Source organism: Staphylococcus edaphicus (genome assembly GCF_002614725.1).
Taxonomy (GTDB): Bacteria; Bacillota; Bacilli; order Staphylococcales; family Staphylococcaceae; genus Staphylococcus; species Staphylococcus edaphicus.
Window position 1 is genome coordinate 1 of sequence record NZ_MRZN01000015.1, and the last position, 12,979, is coordinate 12,979.

18 protein-coding genes are annotated in these 12,979 nt (G+C 32.0%); 2 read left to right on the forward strand and 16 right to left on the reverse strand.

Annotated features, from left to right (window positions below; translation table 11 throughout):
• Window positions 1–320 precede the first annotated feature (320 nt).
• The 15 genes from BTJ66_RS09215 to BTJ66_RS09285 form a co-directional block, all read right to left on the reverse strand.
• Window positions 321–935 (reverse strand): phosphatase PAP2 family protein, encoded by a 615-nt coding sequence (locus BTJ66_RS09215; RefSeq protein ID WP_099090671.1) that lies wholly within the window; start codon window positions 933–935, stop codon window positions 321–323.
• Window positions 936–950: 15 nt separating this feature from the next.
• On the reverse strand, window positions 951–2,024 hold the full coding sequence (locus BTJ66_RS09220; RefSeq protein WP_099090672.1) for an undecaprenyldiphospho-muramoylpentapeptide beta-N-acetylglucosaminyltransferase: 1,074 nt from the start codon (window positions 2,022–2,024) through the stop codon (window positions 951–953).
• A 10-nt stretch (window positions 2,025–2,034) separates the two neighbouring features.
• Entirely contained in the window at window positions 2,035–2,544 is a 510-nt protein-coding gene (locus BTJ66_RS09225; protein ID WP_099090673.1) for a GNAT family N-acetyltransferase, read from the reverse strand.
• A 21-nt stretch (window positions 2,545–2,565) separates the two neighbouring features.
• Window positions 2,566–4,041 (reverse strand): S41 family peptidase, encoded by a 1,476-nt coding sequence (locus BTJ66_RS09230; protein WP_099090674.1) that lies wholly within the window; start codon window positions 4,039–4,041, stop codon window positions 2,566–2,568.
• Window positions 4,042–4,196: 155 nt separating this feature from the next.
• Complete coding sequence (locus BTJ66_RS09235) at window positions 4,197–4,418, reverse strand: YozE family protein (RefSeq protein WP_099090675.1); 222 nt, start codon at window positions 4,416–4,418, stop codon at window positions 4,197–4,199.
• A complete protein-coding gene (locus tag BTJ66_RS09240) occupies window positions 4,418–4,918 on the reverse strand; it encodes a PTS sugar transporter subunit IIA (RefSeq protein WP_099090676.1) in 501 nt (166 codons plus the stop codon). The genes BTJ66_RS09235 and BTJ66_RS09240 overlap by 1 nt, the downstream gene beginning before the upstream one ends.
• Before the next feature lie 14 nt (window positions 4,919–4,932).
• Complete coding sequence (gene msrB, locus BTJ66_RS09245; RefSeq protein WP_099090677.1) at window positions 4,933–5,361, reverse strand: peptide-methionine (R)-S-oxide reductase MsrB; 429 nt, start codon at window positions 5,359–5,361, stop codon at window positions 4,933–4,935.
• The gene (gene msrA / locus BTJ66_RS09250; protein ID WP_099090678.1) at window positions 5,354–5,881 is read right to left on the reverse strand and encodes a peptide-methionine (S)-S-oxide reductase MsrA; all 528 of its coding nucleotides are present in this window, start codon (window positions 5,879–5,881) and stop codon (window positions 5,354–5,356) included. Before msrA ends, msrB begins: the two co-directional genes overlap by 8 nt.
• A gap of 130 nt (window positions 5,882–6,011) precedes the next feature.
• Window positions 6,012–6,851 carry a DegV family protein gene (locus tag BTJ66_RS09255; protein ID WP_099090679.1) on the reverse strand — a complete coding sequence of 280 codons (840 nt, stop codon included), beginning with the start codon at window positions 6,849–6,851 and terminating at the stop codon, window positions 6,012–6,014.
• Window positions 6,852–6,861: 10 nt separating this feature from the next.
• The gene (locus BTJ66_RS09260) at window positions 6,862–7,347 is read right to left on the reverse strand and encodes a dihydrofolate reductase (RefSeq protein WP_099090680.1); all 486 of its coding nucleotides are present in this window, start codon (window positions 7,345–7,347) and stop codon (window positions 6,862–6,864) included.
• Window positions 7,348–7,441: 94 nt separating this feature from the next.
• Window positions 7,442–8,398, reverse strand: coding sequence for a thymidylate synthase (locus tag BTJ66_RS09265; RefSeq protein WP_099090681.1), 957 nt, complete (start codon window positions 8,396–8,398; stop codon window positions 7,442–7,444).
• A 291-nt stretch (window positions 8,399–8,689) separates the two neighbouring features.
• A complete protein-coding gene (gene brxA / locus BTJ66_RS09270; RefSeq protein WP_099090682.1) occupies window positions 8,690–9,124 on the reverse strand; it encodes a bacilliredoxin BrxA in 435 nt (144 codons plus the stop codon).
• A gap of 26 nt (window positions 9,125–9,150) precedes the next feature.
• Window positions 9,151–10,269, reverse strand: a complete 1,119-nt coding sequence (locus tag BTJ66_RS09275; protein WP_099090683.1) for a conserved virulence factor C family protein — start codon at window positions 10,267–10,269, stop codon at window positions 9,151–9,153.
• Between the two features lie 15 nt (window positions 10,270–10,284).
• On the reverse strand, window positions 10,285–10,542 hold the full coding sequence (locus BTJ66_RS09280; RefSeq protein ID WP_099090684.1) for a NifU N-terminal domain-containing protein: 258 nt from the start codon (window positions 10,540–10,542) through the stop codon (window positions 10,285–10,287).
• 17 nt (window positions 10,543–10,559) lie between these two features.
• Window positions 10,560–10,754, reverse strand: a complete 195-nt coding sequence (locus BTJ66_RS09285) for a zinc-finger domain-containing protein (RefSeq protein ID WP_099090685.1) — start codon at window positions 10,752–10,754, stop codon at window positions 10,560–10,562.
• 243 nt (window positions 10,755–10,997) lie between these two features.
• Between BTJ66_RS09285 and BTJ66_RS09290 the strand changes: the two genes are divergently transcribed.
• Window positions 10,998–11,702, forward strand: coding sequence for a queuosine precursor transporter (locus tag BTJ66_RS09290; RefSeq protein ID WP_099090686.1), 705 nt, complete (start codon window positions 10,998–11,000; stop codon window positions 11,700–11,702).
• A gap of 17 nt (window positions 11,703–11,719) precedes the next feature.
• Here BTJ66_RS09290 and BTJ66_RS09295 read toward each other — a convergent pair whose 3' ends face one another.
• Complete coding sequence (locus tag BTJ66_RS09295) at window positions 11,720–12,292, reverse strand: RBBP9/YdeN family alpha/beta hydrolase (protein ID WP_338014380.1); 573 nt, start codon at window positions 12,290–12,292, stop codon at window positions 11,720–11,722.
• A gap of 169 nt (window positions 12,293–12,461) precedes the next feature.
• Here BTJ66_RS09295 and BTJ66_RS09300 point away from each other — a divergent pair, with 169 nt between their 5' ends.
• Window positions 12,462–12,866, forward strand: a complete 405-nt coding sequence (locus tag BTJ66_RS09300; RefSeq protein ID WP_099090688.1) for a ribonuclease HI family protein — start codon at window positions 12,462–12,464, stop codon at window positions 12,864–12,866.
• Window positions 12,867–12,979: the final 113 nt, after the last annotated feature.

The window sequence follows — 12,979 nt, forward strand, 5'->3', positions numbered from 1 at the left end:
GCAGTGATTTATGCCGACTCCTGCGGGAATAGCACTAGCCGAAGACTACAGGCTAAGGCAGTGCCCGCGGAAAGCGTGCATAAAAAAACTGCCAACAAAGTCGTAGACTTTGTCGACAGTCTGAAGCAGTTAGATGTTAAATTCATCTAACTGCTTTTTACTTATAACGATAAAGTGTCACTTTTATCATAAATAGGTTCTATAATAATGCTAGTTCGCATATACTTGTTTAGAAGAAGTAAAACGACAAACAACAAGCCTAAGCGATTCGTAAATATAATAACCATTTTACGATATAGCGCTTAGACTTGTTATATAATTTAAATTTGTAATTTATGTCTTAAAATCAATGTTGATAGTACAACACAAAAAGCACCACCAATGATACCAGCTATAATATCTGTCGGATAATGTACGCCAAGATAAACTCTTGAGGAAGATATCATAATAATAAATAAAGCTGAAAGTCCTATCATGAAAGCTTTAGATTTACCATTCATGACTCGATTGGCTATATATATGGTGCTGCCAAAGAACGCTGTAGCACCCATTGCATGGCCACTAGGAAAGCTGAACCCTGAGATATCAATAAGTCTAAGTAATGTTGGACGCTCTCTGTCAAAGATATTTTTCAATAATGGATTTAGCGTACTTGATAAACTCATTGCAATTGCGAAGAATAAAGCTTCAATATTTAATCGTTTTAACATTAAGTAAGCAATGAGTAAGAGTGATAAACAAACCATAGCCCAAACTTCTCCAATTTTAGTCACTCCAAGAAAAATAGTAGTAGTGATAAAACTTTCCGAAGAATAAATAAATTCATATACTTCATTATCAATCCATTTACCTAACCTTGATTCATGGAAGAATGCAATGATGCCAAATATTAATGTAAAAATGATGAGTAATGATATTCTTTTCCAACGACTCATTGCATGCACCTCCCGTTAGTCTAATGCATCTTCAACAATTTTTTTGAATAAATCTTGACGTGTGTAGCTTTCTTTATATGTTTCCATTTGTTTAATAATATCATCACGATTTGTTTCAATTTCATTTAATTGCATTTTTAATTCATGCTCTGTCAATGTATCTTCAGGAATTGCTTTCCCAAATCCTTTAGCTTCAAAATGTTTAGCATTGTCAATTTGGTCACCACGTGATTGATCTAATCCTAATGGTATTAATAACATTGGTATACGTAAGGCTAGAAATTCATAAATCGCATTTGAACCAGCTCTACTTATTACAGTATCAGTAATGGCAAGCAAATCAGTTAAATCGTCTTTGACAAATTCAAATTGTATATAACCTTTTCTATCAATATACGATGCATCTAGTAAATCTTTACCAGTTAAATGAATGACTTGATATGTTTCTAGAAGGGTATCAAGGTTTTGTCTTATGATATCATTTAATTTTTTACTACCTAAACTACCGCCCATGACTAATAATACTTTTTTATCATTACTAAATTCTGTAAGTTGATAACCTCTATGTTTATCTCCAGTTTTCAAATCTTCTCTTACTGTAGCACCTACAAAATTTGCTTTTTCTTTAGGTAAATATTGTAAGGTATCTTCAAATGTTGTATATATTTTTTTAGCAAACTTTAATGAAATTTTATTTGCTAAGCCTGGGGTTAAATCTGATTCATGTATAATGGTTGGTATTTTCAAGGATTTAGCTGCAATCACTACTGGAACTGAAACGAAACCTCCTTTTGAGAATAACAAATCAGGTTTTTCTTTTTTAAGAACGCGTCTAGCGTCTAGCACACCTTTTAACACCTTAAAAATATCCTTAATATTCTCCCATGAGATATATCTTCTTAATTTACCACTAGATATTGCGTGATATTTTATTGATGGTATTTGCGATTCAATCATTTCACGTTCAATCCCATTTTTTGAGCCGATATAAAAGGCATCATAGCCTTCTTCTATAGCAGTTGGAATTAAGCTTAGATTTACGGAAACATGCCCAACTGTACCTCCACCGGTAAATGCGATTTTCGTCATAGTATAACCTCTATTCTTCTAAATTTTTATAATAGGCATAAAATGGTTCACCTTTATTAAATGGATGATAGTCAATTTTTGCTTCGCCCACTTTGTTAAAGCCAAATTTAGTAAACAGTCCTTGTGCTCGCTTATTTAAAGCGAACGTATCCGTCAACAATACATGAATATTATGCTCGAGTGCTAAATTTACCGCGAAGTCAAATAGTTGTGTTGCAGCCCCTTTATATTCAGATGAACCAGCAAGTCTATGAATTACATAGGCGCCTTTTCTGTCGACTGGCCACTCTATTTCATCATACCATTCTGATTGCTGTTGGTCGACAACTATAAAAGCATAAATGATAGAATTTTCTTCTAGAACAAAAAGTGTGCCTGTTTCAATATCCTGTTCAAAATGTTCTTCTAAAGGATAGTGTTCGTCCCATTGATCATTATTGTCTTGTTGCATAATTGTTTTTGCTTCTTCAACAATATCTAAGATGCTAGATAAATCATTTTGATTTGCTTTTCTAATCATAAACCTATTACTCCTCTTAAATTAATTTAGTATTTTTAAAAGTTTATTTAAGACCGTGTCTTCTTTGTTTGCTTTAACCACAAGTTGTTGTGTAAATTGTTCATTTGTTTTCTTATTAAATTGTCCATTTACTGTCAAATTATTGTTCTTTTGAAAGGATTCAAGTGCCTTTTCTAGTTCAGTATCAAATTCAGTAGATTCATTATTTACATGATATCCTAAAGCATTTAAACCTACCTTCATTGTTTTAACATTTTTACCTTTATCACCCAACTGATATGTTTTATTACTTGGAATCACATTTAAAGACTGATATGTGGGTTCTTCTATCTTCTTATCAGGCGTAATACCTTTACCGTGAATATAATGAGATTTTGGCGTTAACCATTTCATGTTTGTAAATTTCAATAATGAACCATCCTTAAATTCATGTGTTGTTTGTACGATGCCTTTGCCAAATGTTTTTGAACCATAAATTTGTGCTTTATTGTAATCCTTCATGGCACCTGTAAATACCTCTGAAGCACTTGCAGAACCTTTATTTACTAAAATAGAGACCTTCATATCTTGAGCTTCTTTGGAAGCATCATTTGAAGCTTTAATGTCTTCTTTATGATCACCTTTCTGTAATTGTACAATCGTTTTATTTTTATCTATAAATATATTTGCCATCTTAACTGCTTCATCTAATAAACCACCAGGATTGTTACGCAAATCTAATACAATTTTACGAACGCCATCTTTATGTGCTTTGATAATAGCAGATTTTAATTCACCTGAGGTACTGTTTTGGAATTTATTAATTGTAAAGATGCCAACATTATTCTGCTTTTTATATTCCACACTTTTCACATGTATTTTATCTCGTTTAATAGTGATATCATGCGGTTGACCTCCACGTTCAATAGTTAAAGTTACTTTTGTACCTTGCTTACCTCTAACTTTTTTAACAATTGCTTCTAAAGGTTGTCCTTTAATTGATTTGCCGTTTACTTTGGTTACGACATCTTTAGGCTGAAGGCCAGCTTTTTCTGCTGGAGATTGCTTCATGGGACTCGTGATTTCAATTTTGTTTCCCTTTTTTTGCATTTCAGCCCCAATACCTACAAAATCGCCCGAAACATCTTCATTAAATGATTTTGTTTCCTTTTTTGTCATATAGTCTGAGTAAGGGTCGTCCAATTCTTTTACCATACCATCGATGGCTGCTGTACCCAGCTTTTCTGAGCTTGTTTTTTTATAATATTCATCATCTAAGGTTTTATATACTTGTTCTACTTTTTTCATTTCAGCGCGTTGATCACTATTTAGACCACTGGTCCAATGATTGATTCCAATCGTTGCGAATACTGCAATAACAGCCGTCACAACAATCGTTGCTATCAACATTAATATAAAGTGACTGCGCTTAAAATGGATTCGTTTATTTGATGATTGAGTCGATTGGTTTTCATTGCCTTCTTGAGTCGATTCATTTATGTCTTTACGGTCTGACATTTAATCACTTCCAATACTTATGTAAAAAATTAATGTTGCCTTAAATCCTGAGAAATAAAATTAGCTGGGATTGAACCATTTAGATTAATCCCAGCAACAAATGATACTGTATTATTTTAATATATTTTAATCTGTATACTCAAATGTTATAGTACTTAAAATTTTAGCCATTCTGTATATTCTTCATATAAATCATCAAAAACTGATAACGAAATGGTGTAATCTCCTTGAGTTTCTATATAATCTGACAATATATGAAAATCTTTTTCATGTTTTGGAAAGGATAAATCGTCAAAAATTTCTTCTGCTAATTCACCTTTTTCATCTTTACGACCTCGTGCCGTAAGTGCAAAACGATAAAATGAATGGTCTTTCATTAGTTCATTGTCACATCAATAATTTTAGTTTCTCCCTTAGTAACCGTTGTTACGTCAGCAAGTGAAATTGATGATGTGTTGTCAGAGTTTGTAATGATGATAGGTGAAACAACAGATTTTGCATTTTCTTTGATATAGTCTAAGTCAAATTTTAGCAACGGATCTCCTACATTAACTGCGTCGCCACTTTCAACTAAGATTTCAAACCCTTGTCCATCTAATTGAACTGTATCTAATCCAATATGAACGAGTAGTTCTAAGCCGTTTTCAGCCTTTAACCCAATGGCATGTTTAGTTGGGAAGACATTGTCAACTTTACCTTCGATTGGCGAAACAACTTCACCTTCTGTTGGGTTGATACCAAAACCTTCACCCATCATTTTTTGAGCAAATACTGGGTCAGGAATATCTTCAATTTTTACATATTCTCCTGTAATAGGTGCATAAATCGCACTTTCTTTATTTACTTCTTTGCCTTTGCCGAATAATTTTTTAAACATAATATGTTCGCTCCTTATTTTTCAAAATGTGGTATTAAATCGCCATAACCTAATTCTTCTAATTTTTCGTATGGTATAAATTGTACAGCGGCAGAGTTTATACAGTATCTCAAGCCTCCACTTTCTTTGGGACCATCATTGAATACATGTCCTAAATGACTATTTGCATCTTCGGAACGTACTTCAGTTCTCACCATACCAAAGGTCTTGTCCACAAGTTCGACAATTTCCTCATCATCCAATGCTTTAGAAAAACTTGGCCATCCACAATCCGATTCGAATTTTTCTTCTGAGGTGAATAATGGTTTTCCTGAAATTTTATCTACATAAACACCTTTTTCAAAATGATTCCAGTATTCATTTTGAAATGGTGGTTCTGTACCACTTTCTTGCGTAACTAGATATTCCATTTCATTTAAATCATTTTTATTTTTTTTAATCATTTTGTTTCCCCCAATGTTTTTCTATAAAACTTTTACGCCCTGATCCGCGTTGATATTGTTCATAATGCAATGGATTCTTTTTATAGTAATCCTGATGATACGTTTCAGCTGGATAAAAGTTTTTATATGGTTTAATGGGTGTAATGACAGGGTTTTTAAAGATACCTTGTTCATTTAATTGCTGAATCTTAGCTTCTGCTGCCTTTTTCTGATTTGCATCATGGTAAAAAATAGCAGGCATGTAATGTTCACCACGATCAAAAAATTGACCGTCATTATCGGTTGGATCAAATGTTTTGAAATAAACATCTAAAATATTTTCGAAGGTAGTAATTTCTGGATTATAAGTAATTTGAACTGCTTCGACATGACCTGTTTGATTTGTACTTACACTTTCATAAGTTGGATTATCTGTATGTCCACCACTATAACCAGAAACAATATTTTCGATCCCAGGATAGGAAGTAAATGGTTTAACTAAACACCAAAAACAACCTCCTGCTAATGTCGCATAAGCCATAGTATACCTCCTAAATCTATTTTGTCATAAAGTTACCACTATTTTAAGAGATTTGCTATGAAATTGATTATATAATAAATAAGACAAAAAGCATTTGAAGTATCTTCATAGCACACTTAGTAGGCATTGTTTATGATCGTAATACAATTAAGCCAATGGCACCTTGGCCTGTATGTGTTGTAATAACAGGTGTTGTGACATTTGTATCAAATTGCGAAATATTGAATTCTTCTGAAAAATGTTTCTTAACTTTATCCACAAATTCAATGATATTAGCATGTGCAATACCGACAGCTTTAATTTTTTTATCTCCAATAAAGGCACTTACTTCTTTTTTTAGAAATTGAACACTTGCATTTTGCGTTCGAGAATTGTGTATTAGTTCAATTTTTCCATCTTCTAGCGTTCCAATTGGTTTAATTTTCATCATGTTGCCAATGAGTCCCTTAGTCTTGCTAATACGACCGCCTTTAATTAACTGGTTTAACTGTCCAATAACAACATAAAGTTTAATATTTTTCTGTAATTCTGAAATTTTTGCAACGATTTCATTTGTGTGTAGTCCTTCGTTATTCCAATCAACAATGTGTTGTACTTGGTAACCTAAACCAAATGAAATAGATTTTGAATCAATAACGGTAACATTGCTATCAGTCATTTCACTGGCTTGTAATGCGGTTTGATAGGTACCACTTAAACCAGAAGTCATATGGATGCTTATGATTTCAGAACCATCCGCACCTAATTCATCATATAATTCAATAAATTTGCCAATTGCAGGTTGACTCGTTTTCGTATCCGCATTTTCCTCTAATCTTTGAATATAAGCTTCTGATGATATATCTACTTGATCAATATAGGATTCACCATCGATTGTTAAATTAAGTGATATCACATGGACATCATTTTCACTTAAATAATGATGTGATAAATCAGATGTTGAATCAGTCACGATTTTCTTTTTCATCATAAATTGCCTCCTATGAAGTTTCCTTACGAACTAAATGTAAAAAAGTATGAGGAATTGTATTTTTCTCATCCAATTCACCTTTGTTTGAAGTTGATACTTCCCATTCTTTAAATGTATAAGGCGGGAAGAACGTATCTCCATTATATTTATCTTCTATTACAGTAATATACATATCATCAACTTTGTCTATCATTTCTTCAAATAAGGATTGACCACCAAATATAAAAACATGGCCAGGTAAGTCATAAATTTCTTCGAAAGAGTGTATAACATCCACACCCTCTGGATGAAACGACTTATTTTTGGTTAACACAACATTTCTTCTATTAGGAAGAGGTTTCCCGATAGATTCAAAAGTTGCACGACCCATTACGAGCGTGTGTCCTGTAGTCAGCTTCTTAACGTGCTTTAAGTCACTTGGTAAATGCCAAGGCAACTGATTATTGACACCGATAACGCGTTGTTGATCATGGGCTACAAGTATTGAAAGTGTCATAATATTCCTCCTAATATTGATTTGAAAGCTGTATACAATGAAACACCATAATAATTATATAGTAAAATGATTATGAATTTAAGTTATTTTCACATTAAACAGCAATAGGTGCTTTAATGGCTGGATGTGATGTATAATTTTTAATTTCTAAATCTTCATAATTAAGATCAAAAATTGATACATCTGTATTTATGTTGAGTATAGGTGGTTCATAACTTTCTCGAGCTAATTGTGTCTCGATAGCATCAATATGATTTGAATAAATATGGGCGTCGCCAAATGTATGCACAAATTCTCCCACTTCTAGGCCACATTCTTTTGCAATTAAATGTGTTAATAAACTGTAACTTGCAATATTGAATGGAACGCCTAAAAAGATGTCTGCACTTCTTTGATACAATTGACAACTTAATTTGCCATCTTGTACATAAAACTGAAACATGGTATGACATGGAGGTAAAGCCATTGTATCAATCTCAGTAGGATTCCAAGCAGATACAATATGGCGTCTAGAATTTGGATTAGCTTTAATTTGTTCGATGACAGTTTTTAATTGATCGTGATGATGACCATGTTTATCTTCCCAATCACGCCATTGTTTACCATAAACATTACCCAAATCTCCGTATTTATCAGCAAAAACGTCATCGTTTAAAATACGTTCTTTGAATTTATTCATTTCTTTTTTGTATATTTCATTAAAAGAGGCATCATTCTGTGCTTTATGACCAAAATCTGTCATATCGGGTCCTGTATAATCCTTGGATTGCACAAATTTTTCAAAAGCCCATTCATTCCATATATTATTATTATATTGAAGTAAATATTTAATGTTTGTGTCACCTTTAATAAACCATAAGAGTTCTGTTGCAATTAATTTGAAAGATACTTTTTTAGTCGTAAGTAACGGAAATCCTTTTGTTAAATCAAACCTTAGTTGATGACCAAATTTTGAAATTGTACCCGTATTTGTTCGATCATTCTTTTGTTGGCCAATTTCTAATATTTCTTCACATAAATTATGATACGCCTGATCAAAAGCATTTAACATCATAGTCCACTCCTTCCAAACTTCATTTTGTTTTTATCATATTTGATAATAGTTATAAGATAAAGGATTTAACATTGATTGTGTAAAAATAATGTACGTTGAGTAAATTATACATCATTTTTTGTAACTTTAATAAGCGTTAGTATCTTTTTTGTAAAATAAATGCCAACGTTACTATGGCTCAATGGCTTATTTTAACATAGTAAGTTGGCATAATAATCTTTTAAACTGATTTTGTGCTACGCTATAACATTTAATAAATTTTCGGTTGATGAACTTACGTATTCTAAATTAACAATAGTCGTCAAATGCATCTTTAATATCCATACAAATATCTTGAATATCTCTTCCCTCAATGTGTTCTCGAGGTATGAAATGTTTTAATTCTTGACCTTTAAAAAGTGCGTATGATGGACTAGATGGTACTTGTTGAATATAAGAACGCATTTCTTCAGTTGCTTCCTTATCTTGTCCAGCGAACACTGTAACTTTATTGGTAGGTTTTTTTTCATTTTGTTCTACGACAGTAACAGCTGCTGGTCTTGCTAAACCTGCAGCACACCCACATGTGGAGTTAATAACGACAAATGTTGTATCTTCATTTCCTACTTGATTCATATAGTCAGAAACGGCTTCTGCAGTTTCTAAACTTTTAAAATCACGTTGTGTTAATTCACTACGCATTTGGGTAGCAAGTTCATTCATATAAGCTTCATATGCATTCATTTAAAAATCTCCTTTAAATCAAAATGTTATGATTTGTTTCTATTTGCGATTTGTTTCCAAACGGAACCTAATGCTTCATCGCCATTTTCAATTCTAGCTATTGCCATTTCAATTTGCAGTTTAACTTCATAAGCTGAATCATTTTCATGTGCTCGAAGGGACTCAAGTTGTTCTGGTCCACCTTCATCAAAAATAAACATGGCAGCACGCCATCTTACTATCTTCTGAGGGTCGTCTAAGGCTTTTTCCATTTCTGGTAAGGCTTGCTTGAACCCTAAATCACTTAAACAATCACCAGCTGTTCTTCTAACTGCTGGGCTTTTATCATGTAGTCCTTTATATAAATAAGGTAATACAGCATTATCTTCTATCATGCCGAGTAATACAATAGCTTCACGTCTTAATGGCACTTTCTCTTCTTCACTAACAGCGTCTCCTAATAGTGGAAAATCTTGTTCAGTTGGTGTTGGAAAAGATTTTAGCATTCTTAAACGTGCTTTCCAATCATCTGTTGCTTGATAGGTTTCAAGTGTAACATGTTTATATTTTTTTTCTGGTATTACAACATCTGTATTTAATGCATCTTCTACAAGAGAGTTTAGTTCATTTTCAGGGTAAAGTGCTAATATTTCATCGAACACTTCGGACATAATATCGTTTAGGTCACCATAACGTACACCTAAATCTTCCCATTTTCGTTGGAATACGATATTATCATCATCTCTTTGCGCTGCAAGCATACTATCGATATATATTTCAGGCAATTGCTTGCGTTGCTCATCTGAATTAGACGTCAGTTTTACTTGATAAGGAATACCTTTGAACTTTAGCACTTCAGCTTTTACCTCACCAAAATGTTCGTCTGGGATTGGTGTGTCTATTGTCTCAGATTCGTCATTTAAAGTTGCTGTAACTTCAGGCAATAATATTTCCCAATCATATTTTGGTTTTTTATCTATAGCTAAAAAATCCATTACGTAAAAGATAGATTTTACGCCTTCTATTGCTAATACATCATTTATAAATTTCGGTTGTTCATCAAGAATTGATGTATACGTATTCGATTTATTATCTTTTCTTGTCTCGCTCAATACAATTTTCATGGTATTGGGACTAGGCGTTGGTTCGACACGTACAATTTCCATTAAGAAAACTCCTTTTTATATTTCTTCTAAGGCGTTAGTTACTTTGGGTAATAGCGCTTCCCATTCATAATCTGATTGTTTATCTACTGAGATAAAATTTAGTGCTTGGAAAATCGATTTGATACCTTCAATTTGTAATACTGCATTAATGAATTCAGGTTGGTTGTCTTTAACAGCCGTAAATGTATTGGGTTTGTAGTCTTCGCCTGATAGTTGCAAAACAATTTTCATTGTATTTGGATTTGGTGTTTGTGATACTTCTAAGATCTCCATAAAAATTTGCCCCCTATTTATTGTAACTCGTTTCCTAATTGTTTAATTTCTTTACCAACAGAACATTCATTTATACAAAAATGATGTGCTTGTGTCTTACCTTCTGTTTTTCTTATATGATGTTTGAGCAAACATTCTTTGCAATAAGTGTTCATTAAATAATCAATAGAAGCCATTGCTTCTTTTTCAGAATAGGTTAGAATATTTGTCACGCTCCTAGATTGTTTAAATAACTCTATTGTTATATTTATTTTTAAAGTTTTGACACTTGAAGTTATTATATCATTTGTAACTCTGATTGTTTAATCTTTAAATTCATAGAAGTGGATATTTTTCGATTTATATAATTTATAGAGAATGGTCTTGTATTTTTAATTTATTCTGATAAAATTACTTAGTTGTTTATTTTGCGGTTTCTAAACTCCCGCATCATCAAAATTTAGGAGGAATTTAAATTGTTTAATGAAATATTTGGTGTAATCACATTTTTAGTTACTTTTTTACTATTAGTATCAATGTACCGGTTATTTGGGAAACATGGTTTGATTGCATGGATTGCAATTGGAACCGTACTTGCTAATATTCAAGTATTAAAAACAATAGATATTTTTACCATTTCAGCCACTTTAGGCAATGTCATGTTTGCTTCAATTTATCTGGCTACTGATATTTTAAATGATATTTATGGAAGAAAAGTAGCTAAACGTGCGGTCTGGATCGGTTTTAGTTCAACGCTCGTTATGATTATTGTTATGCAAATGTCTCTATATTTCACACCATCACCTATTGATACTTCACAAAAAGCATTAGAATCGATTTTTAATCTTGTACCTAGAATCGCTTTAGGCTCAGTGGTGGCATATATTATTGGACAACACTTGGACGTGTTATTGTTTACTTTGATTAAAAAAGTATTTAGTTCAGATAGAACATTTATTATTAGGGCTTATGGTAGTACAATCATTAGTAATATTATAGATACCGCCTTATTTGTAACTATTGCATTTTATGGATCTATGCCTAATGCTGCAGTATTTGAGATTTTCATAACCACTTACTTATTGAAAGTTATATCAACGATATTTAATGTGCCTTTTGGTTACTGGGCAAAATCAATGTATCGCAAAGGAAAAATTAATAAATTAGATGAAGGTTACTAAAAAAACTCTGAAATTGGTTAAATTCCAATTTCAGAGTTTTTTGTATTTAAAATGGAGGTTATTTGATTTTTAAGAAATTCAAAACTACGATAACCATCACTATCTTGGAAATGACCATCATGCTGTAATTCTAACGTAGTCGTATTTAAATGCTGAGATAATCTGTTTGTAGCGTTGATATCTACGATTGGGTCATTATCTCCCCCAATTGTTACTATATGTTGCGCATTAATATTTTTAAATTGAACATGCGTTTGATTGATAAATTGATCTAGCTCAGGAAGATTGTGTAAGCGTTCATTAAATCCTGAAATTAAAAATAGGCCTTTAATATTCGAAAACACATCCTCTTTTGATAAATAATTTAGAATAGAAATAACTCCCAAACTATGTGCAATAATAATTGAATCGCTATCCAAATTATTTTTTAAGTTGTTTTGAATTGCTGTGTCCCAAGCATCTAAATCAGGATTATGTGTATTAGGTAAATAAACAATTTCTGTTTGATAGTGATATGATTTCATTTGTGTCGCTAACCATTCAAACCAATGACTGTTAGTGTGAGCTTGGTAACCATGTATAATAAACATTTTTTTCAAAATATCAAACTCCTTTTAATTCCGACCTTTATAGTATGTTATATATTATACATCATTTCATATGTTGTTGTCTAAATATCACGTCATCATTGGTCTTATATAGTACAACCGTCATTTGTTTGTTAATATAAATGTAAATATGGTAAGAAGGATGGTATTTATGGCAAAAATATATTTTGATGCTGCAACAGCTGGTAACCCAGGGGAAAGTGTTTGTGCAGTTGTAATCATTACAGAGGATGAACGGTTTCATTTTACGAAACACTTAGGTGAAATGGATAATCATAGTGCTGAATGGGCGTCATTCCAATTTGCATTAGAATGTGCACTTAAACATAATATTTCAACTGGATTAGTTTATACTGATTCTAAGTTGATTGAAGACAGTGTTAATAGAGGTAATGTAAAAAATGAAAAATTTAAGCCTTACTATAATGAAATTATAAAACTTGAACAAAAATTTGACTTGTTATTTGTTCGTTGGGTACCTAGAAGTCAAAATAAAGAAGCAAATCATCATGCCAAAAATACTTTATATAAAATAATTAAACACAGCAAAAAGTAATATACACTTATACCATAATAAAATAGAGCGCGAATGGCACAGCGATTATAAGTGTCACTAGAAGCTGTTTTAAGTGGTACAAACATTGTTATATTAATTATCTACTGTTTATG